The 19,049-nt window shown below is 53.0% G+C and carries 18 protein-coding genes; all 18 read left to right on the top strand.

Annotation, left to right across the window (positions count from 1 at the left end; translation table 11 throughout):
- The first annotated feature begins 206 nt into the window (after positions 1–206).
- Positions 207–884, top strand: a complete 678-nt coding sequence (locus AB4Z33_RS11360) for an energy-coupling factor ABC transporter permease (protein ID WP_442050043.1) — start codon at positions 207–209, stop codon at positions 882–884.
- Entirely contained in the window at positions 881–1,231 is a 351-nt protein-coding gene (locus AB4Z33_RS11355; protein ID WP_442050042.1) for a PDGLE domain-containing protein, read from the top strand. The genes AB4Z33_RS11360 and AB4Z33_RS11355 overlap by 4 nt, the downstream gene beginning before the upstream one ends.
- Complete coding sequence (gene cbiQ, locus AB4Z33_RS11350) at positions 1,194–2,852, top strand: cobalt ECF transporter T component CbiQ (protein WP_442050041.1); 1,659 nt, start codon at positions 1,194–1,196, stop codon at positions 2,850–2,852. Before AB4Z33_RS11355 ends, cbiQ begins: the two co-directional genes overlap by 38 nt.
- Before the next feature lie 268 nt (positions 2,853–3,120).
- Positions 3,121–3,663 (top strand): stage V sporulation protein T, encoded by a 543-nt coding sequence (gene spoVT, locus AB4Z33_RS11345; protein WP_442050040.1) that lies wholly within the window; start codon positions 3,121–3,123, stop codon positions 3,661–3,663.
- 563 nt (positions 3,664–4,226) lie between these two features.
- Positions 4,227–5,924, top strand: coding sequence for a polysaccharide biosynthesis protein (locus AB4Z33_RS11340; protein ID WP_442050039.1), 1,698 nt, complete (start codon positions 4,227–4,229; stop codon positions 5,922–5,924).
- A gap of 211 nt (positions 5,925–6,135) precedes the next feature.
- The gene (gene mazG, locus AB4Z33_RS11335) at positions 6,136–7,617 is read left to right on the top strand and encodes a nucleoside triphosphate pyrophosphohydrolase (RefSeq protein ID WP_442050038.1); all 1,482 of its coding nucleotides are present in this window, start codon (positions 6,136–6,138) and stop codon (positions 7,615–7,617) included.
- 480 nt (positions 7,618–8,097) lie between these two features.
- Positions 8,098–8,370 (top strand): HU family DNA-binding protein, encoded by a 273-nt coding sequence (locus tag AB4Z33_RS11330; protein ID WP_307207965.1) that lies wholly within the window; start codon positions 8,098–8,100, stop codon positions 8,368–8,370.
- A 4-nt stretch (positions 8,371–8,374) separates the two neighbouring features.
- Positions 8,375–8,659, top strand: coding sequence for an RNA-binding S4 domain-containing protein (locus tag AB4Z33_RS11325; protein ID WP_442050037.1), 285 nt, complete (start codon positions 8,375–8,377; stop codon positions 8,657–8,659).
- Positions 8,660–9,158: 499 nt separating this feature from the next.
- Positions 9,159–9,998 (top strand): DUF817 domain-containing protein, encoded by an 840-nt coding sequence (locus tag AB4Z33_RS11320; protein WP_442050080.1) that lies wholly within the window; start codon positions 9,159–9,161, stop codon positions 9,996–9,998.
- Positions 9,999–10,051: 53 nt separating this feature from the next.
- Complete coding sequence (gene yabP / locus AB4Z33_RS11315) at positions 10,052–10,336, top strand: sporulation protein YabP (RefSeq protein ID WP_442050036.1); 285 nt, start codon at positions 10,052–10,054, stop codon at positions 10,334–10,336.
- On the top strand, positions 10,333–10,953 hold the full coding sequence (gene yabQ / locus AB4Z33_RS11310) for a spore cortex biosynthesis protein YabQ (protein WP_442050035.1): 621 nt from the start codon (positions 10,333–10,335) through the stop codon (positions 10,951–10,953). The genes yabP and yabQ overlap by 4 nt, the downstream gene beginning before the upstream one ends.
- Positions 10,950–11,261 (top strand): FtsB family cell division protein, encoded by a 312-nt coding sequence (locus AB4Z33_RS11305; RefSeq protein ID WP_337103161.1) that lies wholly within the window; start codon positions 10,950–10,952, stop codon positions 11,259–11,261. The genes yabQ and AB4Z33_RS11305 overlap by 4 nt, the downstream gene beginning before the upstream one ends.
- A 364-nt stretch (positions 11,262–11,625) precedes the next feature.
- Positions 11,626–12,132: a S1 domain-containing RNA-binding protein gene (locus tag AB4Z33_RS11300; protein ID WP_442050034.1), complete on the top strand. Its 507-nt coding sequence runs from the start codon at positions 11,626–11,628 to the stop codon at positions 12,130–12,132.
- 409 nt (positions 12,133–12,541) lie between these two features.
- Positions 12,542–15,073 (top strand): stage II sporulation protein E, encoded by a 2,532-nt coding sequence (gene spoIIE, locus AB4Z33_RS11295; RefSeq protein WP_442050033.1) that lies wholly within the window; start codon positions 12,542–12,544, stop codon positions 15,071–15,073.
- Between the two features lie 274 nt (positions 15,074–15,347).
- Positions 15,348–16,073 carry a hypothetical protein gene (locus tag AB4Z33_RS11290; RefSeq protein ID WP_442050032.1) on the top strand — a complete coding sequence of 242 codons (726 nt, stop codon included), beginning with the start codon at positions 15,348–15,350 and terminating at the stop codon, positions 16,071–16,073.
- Positions 16,057–16,980, top strand: a complete 924-nt coding sequence (locus AB4Z33_RS11285) for a serine/threonine protein kinase (protein ID WP_442050031.1) — start codon at positions 16,057–16,059, stop codon at positions 16,978–16,980. The genes AB4Z33_RS11290 and AB4Z33_RS11285 overlap by 17 nt, the downstream gene beginning before the upstream one ends.
- Positions 16,981–17,027: 47 nt before the next feature.
- On the top strand, positions 17,028–18,440 hold the full coding sequence (gene tilS / locus AB4Z33_RS11280) for a tRNA lysidine(34) synthetase TilS (RefSeq protein WP_442050030.1): 1,413 nt from the start codon (positions 17,028–17,030) through the stop codon (positions 18,438–18,440).
- Between the two features lie 58 nt (positions 18,441–18,498).
- A complete protein-coding gene (hpt, locus tag AB4Z33_RS11275) occupies positions 18,499–19,038 on the top strand; it encodes a hypoxanthine phosphoribosyltransferase (RefSeq protein ID WP_442050029.1) in 540 nt (179 codons plus the stop codon).
- Positions 19,039–19,049 lie beyond the last annotated feature (11 nt).

The following is a 19,049-nucleotide window of genomic DNA, read 5'->3' as shown; positions in this document are numbered from 1 at the left end:
TTAACAAAATTGGATACGTGTATAGACGCGAGGTTAGCCTAATAAGTTGCTATGCGCGAATTTAATTCATAATGTCAGACTTTCTTTCCTCTACTCCCTCAGTTTCAAATGAAATAGATGCGGCCTCTTCGGCTCACACTTCCTCACTTGGATATGTCTTGACGAAAAAATCCGCCTATCTGATAATAAGGCAAAAGAAGGGTGTCATGAAAGATGACATGCAGATACTGGAAAGGGGATTTCAATTGCATATACCTGACGGATTTTTGGATGCAAAAGCATGGATCACGACGACAGCGGTGGGGGCTGCGGCTGTAGCTTACAGTCTGAATAAGACGAAGCTCGCGGTTTCGTCTTCCAAGCAGGTTCCGATGGTGGCGCTGATCGGATCTTTTGTTTTCGCGGCGCAAATGATCAATTTCCCGATTGCCGGTGCGACATCGGGGCATTTTCTCGGCGGAGCGTTAACGAGTATTTTGTTCGGGCCTTGGATCGGGACGATCGTCATGGCCGCTGTATTAATTATTCAGGCGCTTGTATTCCAAGACGGAGGCATTACGGTTCTTGGGGCGAACATTTTGTGTACGGGCTTCATCGGTTGTTTTGTCGGTTATGGCGTATATAAGGCAGGCATGAAGATCTTTGGCGGCAAAGGTCGGATATTCATTACGTTCATCGCTTCATGGCTGTCTATTGTAGCGGCATCGGCAGGGGTAGGGCTGCTGCTCGCTTGGTCTGGCACGTTCGAGCTTGGCTTAGCCTTGAAAGCGATGGTTGGCTGGCATATGCTGATCGGCATCGGAGAAGGTCTCATTACGACGCTCGTGACAGGCTATTTGCTCGAGCGAAGCAAAGTGCAAGTGAAGGGAGCGGCATTGCAATGAGCGAATTCCAAATTACGGGAAGCAAGGGCAAGTGGATCGTTCTGCTCGTCGTTACACTCGTTATAGCTGGGCTGCTGTCGCCTTGGGCATCGCCGCATCCGGACGGTCTGGAGCGGGTTGCGGAAGACCATGGCTTCATTGACCAAGCGGGAGCTGTTCATGAATGGGCGCCGATTCCCGATTACGAGGTAGCGGGCGTACCGTGGGCGGCGGTTCGTGTTGGTTTAGCAGGTGTGATCGGTGCGGGCATTATGGCCGTTGTACTGTGGGCTTCCATGAAGGGGCTGGCGTCACGGAGGGGGAGAGCGAATGCACAGTCACATGGAGATGGAGCGGGACGGCTCTAAGGCAACACGATCTACGCTAAGGCAAGCAAAGCGGCGTTTATTGACGGTATTCGGGTTATTAGTTGTAGCTGTGTTGTTGCGACATCCTGCGGCTCTATTGGGGGCGGCAGGATGTTTTCTATTCGGGCTGCTCTGGGCGGGAGTTTCGCTTCGGATAATCATGAAGCGGCTGCTGCTCATTATTCCTTTTGGGCTTGGCGCGGTCGTGCTGCTGCCGTTCCATACGGCTGGAGAGCCGGTATTTACTCTACTCGGTCAGACAGCGAGCGCGGAAGGCATTCGCCAAGCGGAATTGATTTTATTGAAGATCGTGTGCGCGAATCTGCTCATTACGTATTTGAGCGCAACGACGCCCCAGTTTCTATTGATTAAGAGCTTGCGGGCTGTCGGCATTCCGGCTGTGCTGATCGAAATTATTAGTCTGATGCTGCGCTACTTCTATTTGCTTAAAGCGGAGGCTCAGAGCATGGTGAAGGCGCAGCGCTCACGAGGTCTTGTGCTTGACGGCTGGTTATGGAGCCGTAGAACATATAAGCGTTTCGGAGAGCTGCTCGGCGTCCTTTTCCTTCGCTCGCAAGGACGGAGTGAGCGGATATACCGCTCAATCATGGCGCGCGGTGGGTTCGCCGGCCATGATGCAGCGCCGATTACGAACGGGCCTAATGACGGCAGCGGGCCTCATAAGCATCATGCAAGCGAAAGGGGAAGATTGGGCATGCTGGAGAGGGGAGACATGGAGGCGGCTATTGAGGTGCTCGGCGTTTCCTATCGATATGGCGCTATAGAGGCGCTGCATAACGTCAGCTTCCGTATCGAACAAGGAGATAAGGTTGCCTTGATGGGGCCTAACGGAGCGGGCAAGTCAACGCTCATATCCCTGCTCAGCGGGCTTGAGCAGCCGTCCGAGGGATCGGTTAGGCTGCTGGGAGAATCGCTGGCCGAAGGCGGAGCAAAGCGGCTTAGAAGCAGGCTTGGCGTTGTATTCCAGGACCCTGACGATCAAATATTCTCGACTACCGTCGAGGAGGACGTTGCATTCGGTCCGGGAAATATGGGGCTGACGGATGAGCAGATCAGGCATCGCGTGGAGAAGGCTCTAGGGGCTGTCCATATGCTGGAGTATCGTCATCGGTCGCCGTTCGAGCTCAGCTACGGTCAGAAGCGGCGGGTGGCAATTGCGGGCGTGCTTGCGATGGAGCCGGACATTATCGTGCTCGATGAGCCGATGGCCTTCCTCGATCCGAAGAGCAGGGACGACCTTCAGGGGCTGCTTGAGGCGATGCATGAAACGGGCATCACGCTTATCGTTGCAACACATGATGTTGATTTTGCCGCGGAATGGGCGCAGCGTGTGCTGCTGCTTAAGGACGGCGGACTGCTGGCCGAAGGGACGACCGATCTGCTATTCGACGACAGCTTGCTGTCGAAAGCCGATCTTCATCTTCCGCGGCTTGCGCGACCCTTCCGCGTGCTTCAGGGCGCAGGCGGCTTGAAGCCGAAGACGGTGCTTGAAGCTGCGCAGCACATTTGGAAGCTGATGGTGAGGAGCGAGCAGCAGGTACAGCATAATGCGGGGGATAAGCGGGATCTGCAGGTCTCACAGCAGGATAAATCGAAGTGACTTCTCTAGGCGGGCTGTACTAGCGCTAAGCCTTGATTTTCCAGTACCTTCATCGGGTCAATAAAGCCGTGGAAATAGGCTTAAATAGAGCCTTTTGCAGAAATATGGGGCGATTGGCTGCAACCGAGCGGCGTGCATAAGAATATGGGAGTCGATGAATACTATGGTCAGATTCAAAATCACTTTCAAGGATCTTTCCTCTTCGTTATAAACGAGCAGCAGATGTCCAGTAGACTCAAAATCCTCTAGGAAAGCGGGGCAACATGAAATGAAAGCAACTGGAATTGTACGTCGCATCGATGATCTCGGGCGTGTGGTGATTCCGAAGGAGATCCGCCGTACATTGCGTATTCGCGAGGGAGACCCTCTGGAAATATTTGTAGACCGAGATGGAGAAGTTATATTGAAGAAGTATTCGCCGATTGGCGAGCTTGGCGACTTCGCGAAGGAGTATGCCGAGTCGTTGTTCGAAAGCACGAACCATGTAACGATGATTACCGACAGAGACACGGTCATTGCCGTGGCCGGCGCGTCTAAAAAAGAGCTGTTGGACAAGCAGATCGGCTCGGTGCTGGAGAGCTGCATGGAAAACCGGAAAACGCTCGTTGAAGCGAGCGGAGGCACATTCGAGGTCGTGAAGGATTTGCAGGAGACGTATAGCTCCGTCGTAGCAGCGCCGATCATCGCTGGCGGTGACCCGATCGGCACGGTCGTCTTGCTAAGCAAGGACGAATCTGTGAAGATGGCAAATATGGAAACGAAGATGGCGGAGACAGCTGCGGGATTCCTAGCAAAACAGATGGAGCAGTAGCAGCAGTAGCCCAGCCTTTCCGGGTTGCAGATGGAGCAGCAGGAGCTCCTCTACAGCTAGGCAGAGGGTTGGAACATAGTCAGCCTTGTTGGCTGAATGGTGGCCCGGGGCTATACAGGAAGAAAGCGGCGTACAAGCACATAAGCGGGCGAGAGAACAGCTTCTTCGGAACAGAGCAATCTGAGCCGGGGGGCTTTTTTTTCTATATAGCTTTGAAAAAGGGTTGGTGTGATTGCAGCGATACTGGTTCATAGAAGCGATGCTTTAACGGGAAAATCTCCTGTTATTATCGAGAAAATGCTAAGAATTAAAGAATAGATGGAAATTGTCCAGTTAATAGGGTTTGGTGGCGGTTTAGGATCGAATTTTGCAGAAAATAACAGGATATATTCCAGCTAATGTAGATCGGAGGGGAGAAAATCCGGATTTTAACAGGAGATATTCCTGTTATTGCATGAAAAGGACGTTCGGCTGACCGTTGTTGCTTTGCTCATAACCCCCTTTTGTGAGGTATAATAGGCTTTAACTAACTATACAGGATCGACAGGCGGGGGCGTGGAACAATGGATCGTAAGCCGGCCGGCAGGTTTTGGAAGAACGGCGTCATGCTTATGGCCGGGGCGGCCCTTTTATCCAAGCTTATCGGAGTATTTCAGAAAATACCGTTGCAAAATATCGCAGGGGATAGGGTATTCGGCATTTATAACGCCGTTTATCCGTTCTACCAGCTTGCGGCTGTGCTGGCAACGGCGGGTCTGCCTACGGCTGTATCGCTGCTAATTGCAGAGAGGCTTCGCAGAGGCGAGGATTCCGGCGGTGTACGGGGGATTTTGCAAGCGGCGATGCTGCTGCTTGGATGTACGGGCATTATCGTATTTGGTCTGACATGGGCGGGAGCGGACGAGCTATCCGTGCTGATAGGCGACAGGGAGACGGCGAGGGCGATCCGCGCGGTATCGACTGCGTTGCTGTTCGTTCCGGTTGTTGCAGCTTTGCGAGGTTATGTTCAAGGATATGGCCGAATGTCGTTGTCGGCGATGTCGCAGCTTGTTGAGCAGCTTATTCGTGTTGGCGTTATGGTATTCGTATTATGGCTGAGCTGGACGGCAGGGTGGGGGGAGGCTGATATTGCGGCGGGTGTGATGAGCGGTTCGGCCGTTGGAGGCGTCGCAGCGCTTCTGTTCCTGGCGCTGTATGCGTGGCGCGATGGGAGTAAGGATCGTATTCCGCGTAAAGGTGGAACTCTGTGGAAGGATATGAAGCGGCTGGCCGTTGTTGCGATGCCTGCGGCTTTAGGCGCGATCGTTGTGCCGGCGGTTGGCGTGGTGGACGCGTTCACTGTACCGAGATTGCTGCATGAGAGCGGCATGTCCGAGGCGGAAGCGATGAGCGTATTCGGCGTCTACAGTCGAGCACAGCCGCTTGTCCAGCTTGTTGTCATGATGGCGGGAGCGGCTGCAGCGGCAATCGTGCCGGGTTTAGCGCTCGCCAGAATGCGCGGGGCGTATGGGCAGTTAAGCCAGCAGCTTGCCGTAACCATGCGCGCGGCTTGGGGGATAGGAGCTGCAGCATGCCTTGGTCTAGTCTTGTTGGCAGAGCCGCTTAATGTTATGCTGTATGCCGATTCGAAAGGAACGGTTATATTCATGCTCGTAAGTGTTACGGCGCTCGCTGGCAGCGTCAATGCGATAGCTGCGCCGGTGCTTCAGAGTCTTGGCGCTGTGCGGGCTCCGGCGCTGCTGCTGTTAACCGCGGCGCTGTTCAAGGTTGTTCTTAATGCGGCGCTTGTGCCCGCCTATGGAGCAGAAGGTGCGGCAGTTGCCGGCATTGCCGCACTAGGCGCGACAGCGCTGCTGAGCGCTGCTGCGGTGCGCTATGCCGCCGCGCAAGCAGGCGCGCGGATCGGCTGGCGAATGTTCGCCGCCGGAAGCGCAGGCAGCGCGCCGGTGTCGGCGGCGCGCTCAGCAAAGGCACGGGACGGCGTGCGTTCCGCCGCCGCCCTTATGCTCGCGCTCGCGGTCATGGCCGCGGCGCTCGTGCTGATCGAGCGCGCGCTGGGCGCCGCGCTCGGAGGCTTGCTGCCGCCTCGGGCGGCAGCGGCTGCGCTTGCGCTGACGTGCGTAGCCGTCGGCGCTTGCGCCTTCAGCGCCGCGGCATTGCGCGGCGGCGCTGTTAGCGCGCGCGAATGGCGCGCGTTGCCGGGCGGCGGCGAATGGGCCGCCCGGCTGAGGCGCTGGCGGCTGATCCCGCCAGCGCGCTAGCTCCCTTTCGGGGCGGCACACTCCGCCTAGCCCATCTGTCTCACCCGAAATAACGAAACAACCTTTCGCTATTCACCGTCACCATCATGATCACCATCACCGACACGTAGCGACAACTAGTTACATCCGCCATCAATAGCGGGTGTTGACCATCATTGCCGCTTCACCATACGCATCATCAATACGAACTGAATTTAGGAGGCTGTTACATATGGCAACAACTTCAATTACGGTCATCGGGCTTGGATCGGGAGATCCCGATCAACTGACGCTCGGCGCATTCCGCAGGCTGCAGCAAGCGGAGCGCCTCTATGTCCGTACCGCTGAGCACCCGATGATGGCAATGCTTCGCGATAACAATATCCAGTTCGAGTCATTCGACTCCATCTACGAGCAGCTTGAATCGTTCCCGGATGTATACGCGGCCATTGCCGACACGCTTATACGCGAGGCGAGTGCGGGAACACCGATCGTATACGCCGTTCCCGGTCATCCAATGGTCGCCGAGCGTACCGTTCAATTGCTGCGCGAGAACTGTCCGGAAGCAGGTGTTGAGCTGCTTATTCTAGGAGGCGAGAGCTTCCTCGACCAAGCATTCGTGAGCCTTGGATTCGACCCGATTGAAGGGTTTGCGCTGCTCGACGCGACCGATTTGCAGCCGTCAATGGTGCAGCCGCAGTTGCATACTGTTATTGGACAAGTGTATGATGCTTTTACTGCTTCCGACGTGAAGCTTGCCTTAATGGAGCGTTATCCCGACGATTTTGAAGTCGTCGTAGGCCATGCTCTTGGCGTATCTGGCCAGCAGCAGATCGTTCGTGTTCCGCTCTATGAGCTTGACCGTACGCCGGGCTTCGGCAACCTGTCGCTCATCTGGATTCCGCGTTCGGACGACGCCTCGCTTCGCAATCGCACGTTTGAGCGGCTGCATGAGATCGTATCGATTCTTCGCAGTCCCGGAGGTTGTCCATGGGACAGAGAGCAGACGCATCAGTCGATCCGGAAAAACTTTATCGAGGAGCTTTACGAGGCGCTTGAAGCGATCGATAACGATGACCCGGACGGCATGCAGGAGGAATTCGGCGACGTTATTCTCCAAGTGATGCTGCATAGCCAGATGGAAGAGGAGATGGGCGCGTTCTCCGTTTACGATGTGATCCAGTCGTTGAACGAGAAGCTCATATTCCGCCATCCGCATGTGTTCGGCGACGAGAACGCGGACGATGCCGAGGAAGCGCTAGGCAATTGGGAGCAAATGAAGGCTGAAGAGAAGCGGATGAAAGGGACCGATGCTAGCCGCAAATCGGTGCTTGACGGTATTCCGTCCGATCTTCCAGCTCTTATGAAGGCTTATAAGCTGCAGAAAAAAGCGGCTAAAGTCGGTTTTGATTGGGATGAGCTCGGCCCTGTGCTTGCCAAGATCGAAGAGGAGCTCGCTGAGCTTCGCGAAGCGATTGCGGACAAGTCGCAGGAGGAGCAGGCTGCGGAACTCGGCGATCTATTGTTCGCCGTTGTGAACGCATCGCGATTCATCCATGCCGATCCCGAGGAGGCTCTCTCTCGTACGAACAAAAAATTTTATAGCAGATTTTCGTATATTGAGGAGCAGCTTCGTATAAGCGGCAAACAATTTGACCAAACTGATTTAACAGAAATGGATCGCTGGTGGGAAGAGGCAAAGCGCCAATCATAGCTCTCAAATATAAGAGAAAGTATAGATTTGGTGTCTATACCGTGCTTATATTTCTTGCGAAACGATAGCTTATGCCGCCAAAATCGGCACAACCGTTTACGCTTGAATTCTACGCATCTTATAAGTTTAACTCTTATAATGGCCATAGAATTCTACGCGAAACGATAGCATATGCCGCCAAAATCGGCACAGCCGTTTACGCTTGAATTCTACGCATTTTATAAGTTTCACTCTTATAATGGCCATAGAATTCTACGCGAAACGATAGCTTGTGCCCCCATTGTGGGCACTGCCGTTTACGCTCGATTCGTCACAAATCGCCTTTATTCCTCACTATGTACAAAAAAATTTCAAATAGCGGCAGGATTTTTTTGCTCTCGAGCAGAATATGTATTCTGCATGTGGAGTAAAAATTTCCAACCATGGCGGCGTGCAGAACGCTGACCCCAAATAACGGTATGAAATTAGGAGGATTTAATGATGAACAAAACAGACCTGATCAACAACATTGCAGAAAAAAGCGGATTGACTAAACGTGACGTAGAAGCTGTACTTAACGGCTTTCTTGGCGAAGTAACTGACGCACTTGCTGGCGGCGACAAAGTACAATTGATCGGCTTCGGTACTTTCGAAACTCGCAAGCGTTCCGGCCGCGTTGGCCGCAACCCGCAAACCGGCGATCCAATCACGATCGCTGAAGCGAAAATCCCTGCTTTCAAAGCGGGCAACAAGCTGAAAGAAGCTATCAAGTAGTCTAATGCGCCTCGATAAGTTTCTCAAAGTGTCCCGATTGATCAAGCGCCGCACCGTTGCGAAGGATGTATCCGAGCAGGGTCGCGTATGGATCAATGGCCGCGAAGCGAAAGCGAGCAGCACCGTTAAGGTGGGAGATGAGCTCCAAATCCAGTACGGGCAGAAGATTGTGACGGTACGCGTCGAGCGGATCTCGGAATCGACCCGGAAGGATGAAGCCGGAGAGCTGTACACTTTGGTGAAAGAAGAGCAGCGCCCGCGCGAGAATGTTCTTGAGTGGGAGAAATAAGACGATAAGCGCATATGCGCACGAAACCGCCTGGTAAACGTTACGTTTGCCGGGCGGTTTTTTTTATATCTCCAAGCGCCCAAGTCTCTGTAGTGGCATTTTGTCGAACTAAATCAGAGCGAATACGGAATATGCGGTGAATAGCTGCATTTCATCGAACTAATTTTCACTTTCACGCCTAATAAGCCGAAGAACTCGAATTTAACGTCCCCAAATCGAACTAAACGACATCTGCCAACCCCTACCCCCGATTAGTTGCCCAAAATGCCATTAAAGTTAAAATTAAGCTGTTAGCCCGTCGCGACTAGCCAATCAGCCTCCTCTCCCACAAAAAATGCGACTTCTTCCCGTACGGATCGTACTCCCTACTTGTGGAACAGCGTAAGCATGTTAGATGGGGAGGAGATGAGCAACAATGGCGTCTATGAGAAAAACTTCTATCGTAGAACTTCGAGGATGTGCGACCGCGTTTAAGCGGAAGTTTTTATCGCCAATCAGAATGATCTTCTTTACGCTTTATCGCTGTAAAGCACTTGAAAATTCTGATGTGGTAAACAAAGCATTTCGCTTTCTCGTACATTTTGGCTGGCAGGAGGCGTTGTCCTGTTTGTTTCCTGTCGTAATCTTTGCGGCTATGGCCTTCACCAAGGTGGTCGATGTTCCGTACATACCTCGCTACGACTTCCTTTTGCTCGTCTGCCTATTGATGCAAGCGGTTATGGTGCTTACGAAGTTGGAGACGATCGACGAGCTGAAGGTCATATGCGTGTTCCATCTCATCGGTCTTGCTCTTGAGCTGTATAAAGTCCACATGGGCTCGTGGTCATACCCCGACGAAGGTTGGACGAAGCTGTTCGGCGTACCGCTCTATTCGGGTTTCATGTATGCGAGCGTCGCAAGCTACCTCTGTCAGGCATGGAGGCGCATGGATCTGACGCTGAAGCACTGGCCTCCGTTTTACTTATCACTTCCGCTCTGCGCGGCGATCTACGCTAACTTCTTCACGCATCACTACTTGCCGGATTTCCGCTGGCTGCTGACGGGGGCGCTGCTGATAGTGTTCTGGCGGACGACGGTTTCCTATACGGTGGATAAACGAATCTATCGGATGCCGATGGTGTTGTCATTCGCTCTTATCGGGCTGTTCATATGGATTGCCGAAAATATATCAACGCTGCTGGGCGCATGGACATACCCCGATCAGCAGACGGCGTGGACGCTCGTCCATGTGAGCAAGATCAGCTCCTGGTTTCTGCTCATCGTCATCAGCGTCATTATCGTTGCCCAGCTTAAGCATGTCAAAGCTAGTTCTAAAACTCGTCCCACGCCCATAAGCTAGTCTCAAGCGTAAACGGCGAATTTAAAATATAGCGATTAGCGGAGGACGAGTCTATGGTGGACCAAAACAAGAGCCAGAAGCGTCAGGAAGTGAAGATGTTAAACCGCAAGCTGCTGGAGCTGACCGGCGTCATTAACGTAGAGAGCTTCGATAGCGAGGAGTTTCTGCTAGAGACCGAGCTAGGCTTCTTAACGGTCAAGGGACAGAACCTGCATATGAAGCATTTAAGCCTTGAGCAAGGCCTTGTAGCAATAGAGGGGCTCGTCCATTCGCTCGCCTATCTGGACGGCAACGCCTCTACGAAGACCAAAGGCTTGTTCGGCAAGCTGTTCAAGTGACCTTAACCGTACAATGGATGACGATGGCCGCCATGCTGCTGTCGGGGATTGGGATGGGCGTCGTCTTCGACGGATATCGCGTCGTATCGAACGAGCTGAAGTTCCCTCGCTGGTGGCTGCCGGTGCTCGACATCGTTTATTGGATGGCCGCGGCGCTGGCCGTATTTCGGGTACTGTACGCAAGCAACAATGGCGAGGTGCGGGCGTACGTATTCATTGGACTAGCTATCGGCGTCATCGTATATTACTTTTTACTGAGCAAAATCGTGATCGCCATTGTGAAATGGCTCGTTCGCGCAGTGCGCGCGATCATTGCATTTATCCTTAAACTATTGGATTTTATCATTGTAAAACCCCTCCTTTTGCTCTACAAATTGGTTAAGGTAATTTTAGGATTTGGGTCTGCGCTCACTATTTTCCTGCTAAAAATTGTGTTACAATTGGTTCGTCCATTTTGGCGGCTGCTTGTTTGGATGACAAGCCCGGCCGTGCGCCCGCTGGCGCGCTGGCTCAGTCCCTATATAGCCAAATGGCGACTTCAGGAACGGGCGAGCAAGCTCGGATTTACGATTACCCAATTGTGGAGCAAATGGTTGAGGAGGCCCCCGCGTACATGACGACTGCTGCAGTGAACAAGCAAACAACAAATGCTGGCTCGAAGCGCCGGATTAGGATGTGGCTGTTATTCGTAGTCCTCTTTATCGGCTGGGCGACCTACACGCTCGTTGGCAAGCTGCAGGAGCAGCATGCGACGAATTCGAGGTTGGCGACTATTCAGCAGCAATTGGAAACGGCGAAGACCGATACCGAAGCAATGAAGCAGGAGATCGAGAGACTGAACGATCCAGAATATATTTCGCAGCTTGCAACCAAGGATCATGGCATGGTATACAAGGGCGAGACACAGATACAGGTTGTAAGATAGGGCGGCGAAATCGGGTGAACGTCTGTTGACCTTACTTCTTCCGTTCGGTTATAATCACGGTAGTAGCGATACTTTTCTAATAAAATTGATTCTAAAGAATCATATTTTATGGAATTGATATTATGCTTATTGCTTCACACCAATTCGACTACCATCGAATTCAGCTTTATGTTTCGCAAAACTTAGGTTTATGCTTTCGAAGCGAGTTTTGCTTCACACCAATTCGACTATCATCGAATTCAGCTTTATGTTTCGCAAAACTTAGGTTTATGCTTTCGAAGCGAGTTTTGCTTCACACCAATTCGACTATCATCGAATTCAGCTTTATGTTTYGCRAAACTTTTAGGGAGGAACATTTTATTTTATGGCAATTGAAGTGGGCGCGAAGTTAGAAGGAAAAGTGACAGGCATTACGCATTTCGGGGCATTTGTCGACTTGTCGGGAGGTGTCACAGGTCTCGTTCACATTTCGGAAATCGCTGATAATTACGTCAAGGACGTGAAGGATCACCTCAAGATCGATGATGTTGTGAAGGTCAAAGTGATCAACGTGGACAAAGACGGCAAGATCGGGCTTTCCATTAAGCAAGCCATTGACCGACCAGAAGGCCAACAGCCACCGCCACAACGTGAGCGTACAGGCGGACCGGGTGCAGGCGGCGGTGGTGGAGAACGTTTCAACCGCGGAGGTGGAGGACAAGACCGAGGCGGACGTCCCTTCAACAAGCAATCGTCTGGCAGACCGGCTTACGGTAAACCGTCATTCGAGGATAAAATGTCGCGCTTCCTGAAAGACAGCGAAGAACGCATCTCCTCTTTGAAGAAGAACACGGAGGGCAAACGCGGCGGACGCGGAGCCAAGCGGGTATAAGCTGAATCGTTATCCTATCATACACACAAGCAGAACCGATATGGTTCTGCTTTTTTGCTTTTTTGGTAAGGCTGTCGTCCTAATCCGCGCGCTTTGTAGGTACTTGTTCTAGAGAAGAGGACAAGGTTGTCGGATTGCGTCCGCTTATCGGCTTGTCCAAAAACTTTTCTCCGATCCTCCATCAATACCGACAGGTTACACCCACCATTTGACAGTTATGAAAGGTAGCTGGCGACGGTTTTTGTTGAGCCGATTTTGTCAGAGGCAGACTGCAATAGCATGGCAAAGCCTTGCTGGCGCTGGTGTTGCAGTTGTCATGACAATGAGTGCGCTTGCAATTGTTTTTGTCGGAAAAAACTTTTTGCCCTGTTACGTTAACTGACAAACTTCACTCGGACAACCTCCTATAATGAGAAACACAATAAACTCGGAATGGTGGTGTCAGTTAGTGGAAAAGGAAAATGTGGTGCAGCTTCCCAAAGGAAATCGGACAAATCTGATTCAGGTCATGATGCGGAAAGGGAGAGAGTGGGCGGCAGCGCGGCATTTCATCCAGGTGCTCTTGGCGAAGAAATGGACATTCCTGCTCGTTGGCGTGGCGTTTCTGCTTGGAAGGGCGGTCATTCTGGAGTCTTTGATGCCGTTCGCGGCAGCGTATTTTGCGGTCATTTATTTTTTGCGGAGAGATATCTATTTGTGGGTGGCAATATCGCTCGTTGCCGGCAGTTGGTTCGCAGCCGATCCGGCGCCGATGTGGATAGCGATGGAGATTGCGGTCTTATTCTTAATTGTTAAAGGATTGGAATCGTATGAACGGGCGGAATTGTCGTCGGCTCCGATCGTCGTGTTCGCGGCGACGCTGCTTGTCCAATTGTTCGGCGTATTCATAGGCGATTCGCTCAGTTGGTACAACTTCATGATGGTGGTCGTCGAGGCGGCGCTCAGCTTCGTGCTTACGCTCGTGTTCATTCAGGCGATACCGGTGCTTACGATGACGAAGAAATCAGCCTCGTTAAAAAACGAGGAAATTATATGTTTGATGATTTTGCTGGCGTCGGTGATGACAGGCGCTGTCGGGTGGATGGTCTACGGCTTGTCCGCGGAGCATGTCATGTCGCGGTATATGCTGCTGCTGTTCGCGCTGGCAGGCGGCGCTCCGCTTGGCGCTTCCGTCGGCGTTGTGGCGGGTCTTATCCTGAGCTTGGCCGACTACGGCGCTATCGTTCAGATGAGCCTTCTGGCGTTTGCGGGTTTACTTGCGGGCTTGCTTCGCGAGGGCGGCAAAATGGCCACTGCTTTCGGGATGCTGCTCGGAACGTCGATCCTATCGATCTATGTGGGCAGCCAGGCCGATGTGATGTCATCGACATGGGAATCGGTCGCCGCGGCTACGATGCTGATGCTGACGCCGCGGGCGATGATCCGCACCATTTCGCGTTACGTGCCGGGTACGAACGAGCATGCGAAGTCGCAGCATGAGTATGCGAGACGGGTTCGGGAAGTAACGGCCGACCGCGTAACGCAATACTCGGATGTATTCCGCCAGCTGTCGCGCAGCTTCGGTCAACTGAACCAAAGCGTGAGAGAGGTGAAGCGCGATGATGAGATCAATCACTTTATGGGCGCCGTTGCGCAGAAGACGTGCGCGTCCTGCCATAGGAGGGACGCATGCTGGGAGGATAAGTATTTTCATACGTATAAAATGATGACCGACATGATGACGGTCGTGGAAGAAGATCGTGTTCCGCGCGCTAAGGATATGCCTAAGTCATGGACGGCTCATTGCGTCAAGGCGCCGCTCGTGCTCTCCGATATGCAGCAGCAGTACGAGCTATACAAAAATAATATGCACTGGAAGAAGCAAATATTCGACTCGCGGCAGCTTGTCGCCGATCAATTGGTTGGCGTGTCGCAGGTTATGGAAGACTTGGCGAAGGAAATCAAGCGCGAGGGACAGACGCTGCATCTGCAGGAAGAGCAGATTCGTGAAGCGGTCGAGGGCCTCGGTTTATCGATACAAGGCATTGATATTGTGAATCTGGAGGAGGGAAATGTAGATATTGAGGTCTACCACACGTTCGGGAAGGGGTTCGATGAATGCCGCAAAATTATTGCGCCGCTGCTTAGCGATATACTAGGCGAGCATATCGCCGTGAAATCGGAAGTTCCGCCGCTGAAGAGCGGCGAGCCGACGCTTGTCATGTTCGGCTCGGCCAAGCAATACGAGGTAGAGACGGGCATTGCCGGCGCGGCGAAGGGCGGAGATTGGCTGTCGGGAGACAGCTTCACGATGACCGAGCTTGGCAACGGCAAGTTCGCGGTGGCGATCAGCGACGGCATGGGCAATGGCKAGCGAGCCCGCGAGGAGAGCAGCGCGGCGCTGTCGATCCTGCAGCAGCTGCTGCAGTCTGGCATGGATGAGAAGCTGGCCGTGAAGTCGGTCAATTCGGTGCTGTTGCTGCGCTCGTCGGACGAGATGTTCGCGACGGTGGATCTTGCGATTGTCGATCTGTATTCGGCGCAGACGACATTCATGAAGATCGGATCTACGCCAAGCTTCATTAGGCGGGGCAACGAGGTTATTCTGATAACGGCCAACAACCTGCCGATCGGAATATTGCAAGATATCGACGTCGATATGATTTCCGTGCAGCTGTTGCCTGGAGATACGCTCGTGATGATGAGCGACGGCATCTATGATGCGCCCGGCCACGCGGTCAACAAGGAGATGTGGATGAAGCGGATTATTGGCGAGCTGAAGACGGATGATCCGCAGGAGATGGCCGATGCGTTGCTGGAGAGGGTCGTTCGTTATCACGAAGGAGAGATCGTCGACGATATGACGGTGCTTGTCGCCCGCATCGACAAGCATATGCCGGAGTGGGCGTCATTCCGCTGGCCCGGCGTCTCGAAGGTCGAGCGTCCAAGGACGGTGAGCTGAGCAGGTCAGGCTAATCATTTCGAAGAGCATGATGTCGCAGCGACTGTAAGGCCAGTTGCCGTGACATCATGCTTTTGGCGTTGTCATTGCAGATGAGAAGCGAAACAAGGAAGCTGAGGCAGGATAGGCTATAGGATTCATTCATCCGATTCAGGATAATGCCGATGATATACATATAGATTCGAGAGAATAACAACCTTTTTGCTAGTCTAGCGGTTTATCTCTCCCAAAAAAGGAAAAGCTGATAGGAAGGCGATTCTTAGGAGGGATTAGGATGAAGCAAATTTTATTGATAACGGATGGATGCTCGAACGTAGGCCTCAGTCCCGTAGTGGCGGCTGCGCATGCGCATTCGGAGGGCATTTCGGTTAATGTGGTCGGCGTGCTCGATCAAGGCGATGCGGGCGAGCTTGGCGCTTCGGAGATTGATGAGATCGCACGCGCCGGGGGCGGCTTAAGCCGGCTTGTGAATATGCGCCAGCTGTCGCAGACGGTGCAGATGATGACGCGCAAGACGGTCGTGCAGACGATACAGCTTGCTGTACAGAAGGAATTGAAGCAGGTGCTCGGCAACGGTTCGATCGAGTCATTGCCGCCGGAGAAGCGCGGCGAGGTCGTTCGCGTCATCGACGAGCTTGGCGAGACGTCGTCACTTCAGGTGGCGCTGCTGATAGACGCCAGTGCCAGCATGAAGCCGAAGCTGGCGGCCGTGGAAGAAGCGATTCGTGATCTGATGCTCAGCTTGCAGGCGCGGCAGGGCAAGAGTGAAATATCGGTATTTCATTTTCCAGCATCGCGGCATGGCGACGACTGCGTGATGGATCTAGGCTGGACGACGCATCTGAACGGCGTTCAAGCGATATTTCCGAAGTTGCAAATGGGCGGAACGACGCCGACGGGACCGGCGATCATGCAGGTTATTGATTTTTACCGTCAAGGCGATTATGGTAAACAGAGCAGAGACGAAACGGATGGGATGATGAGTGGCTACGTCGTTTAAATGGGAGCTTCGGCGAGGCGTGACCGTAACCGGCAAGTGGAAGCAAGGCCGCTACCGCGTGGAGAAGCTGCTTGGCGAGGGGGCTAACGGCAAAGTATATCTCGTACAGCGGGATCGTTCGTGGTATGCGCTGAAGGTCGGCGCAGATGCCGTCGATCTTCAATCGGAAATTAATGTGCTCCAGTCCATCGCGAAGCAGAAGCGAAACGGGTTGGAGCCGTTTCTGTACGATGTGGACGACTTGTATGGTCCGGATGGAAAGGAGTATCCTTTCTATATCATGCGTTATGTGAGAGGGCTGACGCTCAGCGACTACTTCAAGCAGCAAGGAACGGAATGGTTTCCGCTCGTTGGTCTTAATCTGCTTGGCAAGCTTTCTCATTTGCATGAAGCGGGCTGGGTATTCGGCGATCTGAAGGTCGAGAACGTGCTTGTCGGCGATTACGGGCATGTCGAGCTAGTCGATTTCGGCGGAGTTACAGCGAAGGGCAAAAGCGTCCGTCAATTCACCGAGATCTACGACCGAGGTTACTGGAACGGCGGCCCCAGATCGGCAGATGAACGGTATGATCTGTTCTCCTTTGCAGTGCTGTGCATTCAGTTGCATGAACCCAAGCAGCTGCATCAGTTGACGCTGGAGCTGCTGCCACAGAATCGCTCGACCGCCGAGCTGCAGCAGATCGTAGAAGGCAGTACAGCTCTTATGCCGATTGCCGGTTGGATCCGCAAGGCGCTTGCCGGCGGGTTCATGAACGCGAAGGAGGGTCACGAAGCTTGGCGCGTGCTTATGCACCGAAGAGACATTCATCGGACATCTTCTACCCCGGGCTGGCTCAAGGGGCTGGCGGCAGCATCGGCCATCTTGCTGGTCACGTCGGTATATTGGCTGCTTCGCAACATGCTGTGATACGTACTGCGTGAGGCGAGGAGATAGAAACGGAGGCAGCATTATCTATGAATTTGCAACAGGAACTAGAGAGAGCGGCAGCCGAACGGCAGTTATGGAATGATGGAGATCGCATTGTAGCTGCCGTATCGGGGGGACCGGATTCGATGGCGCTGCTGCATATGCTGTCGATGCTCATGAAGGCTGGCAAGCTAAGCATTAGCGTCGCACATGTGAATCATGGCTTTCGCGTGGAAGAGTCGAAGCGGGAGCATGATATTGTTCGCGACTATGCCGCGCAATTAGGGGTGCCGTTCGAGGCGATAACGCTCGATATGCCGGCTTATATAGAAGAAACGAGAATGAACGGACAAGCGGCATCGCGAGAGCGGAGATACGCATTCCTGTACGAAGCCGCAGAGCGCTTCGGAGCATCGCGCATTGCGCTGGCGCACCATGCCGATGATCAAGCAGAGACGGTGCTGATGCGCCTGCTGCGCGGAACGGGGCTCACCGGACTAGCCGGAATGGTCTCCAAACGCCGCGAAAAAAACGTGGAACTTATTCGGCCGATGCTGCGTATGAACAAGTCAGACATTGTTCGTTACTGCGTCTTGCATGACATACCCTACTGCATAGACAGCAGCAACGACAAACGCACTTATTTTCGTAATCAAATACGTCTGGATATTTTGCCTTACCTCACGCAGTTCAATCCACAGCTTCCTGGGTCGCTGCAGCGGCTTGCCGATGTGGCAGGAGCGGAGGACGAATGGATGGAACAGCAGACGGCATCGCTTTTTTCGCAGATTGTGACTAGCTCTGAGGGAGAATGTGCGGTAAGCTGTGCCGATTTACGCGGCTTTCACGTCGCTTTACAAAGGAGATTGATTAAACTAATATTAAGGTATCTTTCAACGGACACGGAAAACATATCCTTCGAACAGGTAGAAACGATGCGGCTTGCCGCGGCGATTCACGCTCCGAGCACCTGGCGAATGGATGCGGGAGCTGGGGTTCGATGCGTTCGTGAATACGATAGTCTTCGTTTCGTCCAGGCTTCGCAGCAGTCGCAAGAGGGGGCTGCTGATGAATACAGCTTTGAAGTGAATGCGGCATTGTTGGATATGAGCTTGGTAACGGGCTGGCGCTTTCAGTTCGAACGTATTCGAGGCATCGATAGCCGCAAGCCGGCTTCGAGGTACGAGGCTTGCTTCGATCTAGCGCAGCTTGCTTACCCGCTCGCATTGCGCAACCGTCGTCCCGGTGACAGAATTCAAGTTTTAGGATTAAATGGTTCGAAAAAAGTGCAAGATATGTTCGTTGACGAGAAGCTTGCTCCATCGGAGCGACAACTTTATCCGCTGCTGTTCGACGCGGCAGGACGATTGCTATGGATTCCCGGCATACGGAGATCCTCTCACGCGCTAACGGCGCCTGACACGCAAGACGTACTGTACATTCGGGCAACTCGCGGTTAACGAATAAGATGCACTGGTACACTCATAAACATAGTTAAGGCGTAGGGGGATCTGTATTTTGCGTAACGACATTCAGGAAGTGCTTTATAATGCAGAACAAATTCAGGCGAAGGTGAAGGAGCTTGGCGAGACGCTGACTCGGGATTTCGAGGGTCGCAATCCGCTCGTTATTTGCGTTCTTAAGGGCGCATTTATTTTTATGTCGGATCTCGTTAAGGAGATTGATGTGCCTCTGGAGATTGACTTCATGGCCGTATCGAGCTATGGGCAATCGACCAAATCGTCGGGTGTCGTCAAGATTATTAAAGATCTTGATGTATCGGTCGAAGGACGCGACGTTCTGATCGTGGAGGACATTATCGATAGCGGTCTGACGCTAAGCTACTTGATTGATGTGCTTGAGCGACGCAATGCGAAGTCGGTTACGATCGTCACGCTGTTTGACAAGCCGGCACGCAGAACGGTCGAGCTCGAGGCGGATTACAAGGGCTTCACGCTTCCGGATGCATTTGTTGTCGGGTATGGCCTGGATTACGCTGAGAAATATCGGAATCTTCCGTATATCGGTGTCCTTAAACCTGAGGTTTATGAAAAATAAACAACGCGATT

Source organism: Paenibacillus sp. 2TAB19 (assembly GCF_052115185.1).
Classification (GTDB): domain Bacteria; phylum Bacillota; class Bacilli; order Paenibacillales; family Paenibacillaceae; genus Pristimantibacillus.
The sequence above is the reverse complement of the archived record's forward strand: the minus strand, read 5'-3'. Positions and strand labels throughout refer to the sequence as shown.

Coding starts and splice junctions, on each gene's coding strand:
- spoVT (WP_442050040.1), top strand. CDS start 3,121: ATGAAAGCAACTGGAATTGTACGTCGCATCGATGATCTCGGGCGTGTG.
- mazG (WP_442050038.1), top strand. CDS start 6,136: ATGGCAACAACTTCAATTACGGTCATCGGGCTTGGATCGGGAGATCCC.
- AB4Z33_RS11290 (WP_442050032.1), top strand. CDS start 15,348: ATGAAGCAAATTTTATTGATAACGGATGGATGCTCGAACGTAGGCCTC.
- yabP (WP_442050036.1), top strand. CDS start 10,052: ATGGTGGACCAAAACAAGAGCCAGAAGCGTCAGGAAGTGAAGATGTTA.
- AB4Z33_RS11355 (WP_442050042.1), top strand. CDS start 881: ATGAGCGAATTCCAAATTACGGGAAGCAAGGGCAAGTGGATCGTTCTG.
- cbiQ (WP_442050041.1), top strand. CDS start 1,194: ATGCACAGTCACATGGAGATGGAGCGGGACGGCTCTAAGGCAACACGA.
- tilS (WP_442050030.1), top strand. CDS start 17,028: ATGAATTTGCAACAGGAACTAGAGAGAGCGGCAGCCGAACGGCAGTTA.
- AB4Z33_RS11340 (WP_442050039.1), top strand. CDS start 4,227: ATGGATCGTAAGCCGGCCGGCAGGTTTTGGAAGAACGGCGTCATGCTT.
- AB4Z33_RS11300 (WP_442050034.1), top strand. CDS start 11,626: ATGGCAATTGAAGTGGGCGCGAAGTTAGAAGGAAAAGTGACAGGCATT.
- AB4Z33_RS11325 (WP_442050037.1), top strand. CDS start 8,375: ATGCGCCTCGATAAGTTTCTCAAAGTGTCCCGATTGATCAAGCGCCGC.
- AB4Z33_RS11305 (WP_337103161.1), top strand. CDS start 10,950: ATGACGACTGCTGCAGTGAACAAGCAAACAACAAATGCTGGCTCGAAG.
- AB4Z33_RS11360 (WP_442050043.1), top strand. CDS start 207: ATGAAAGATGACATGCAGATACTGGAAAGGGGATTTCAATTGCATATA.
- AB4Z33_RS11320 (WP_442050080.1), top strand. CDS start 9,159: ATGATCTTCTTTACGCTTTATCGCTGTAAAGCACTTGAAAATTCTGAT.
- AB4Z33_RS11330 (WP_307207965.1), top strand. CDS start 8,098: ATGAACAAAACAGACCTGATCAACAACATTGCAGAAAAAAGCGGATTG.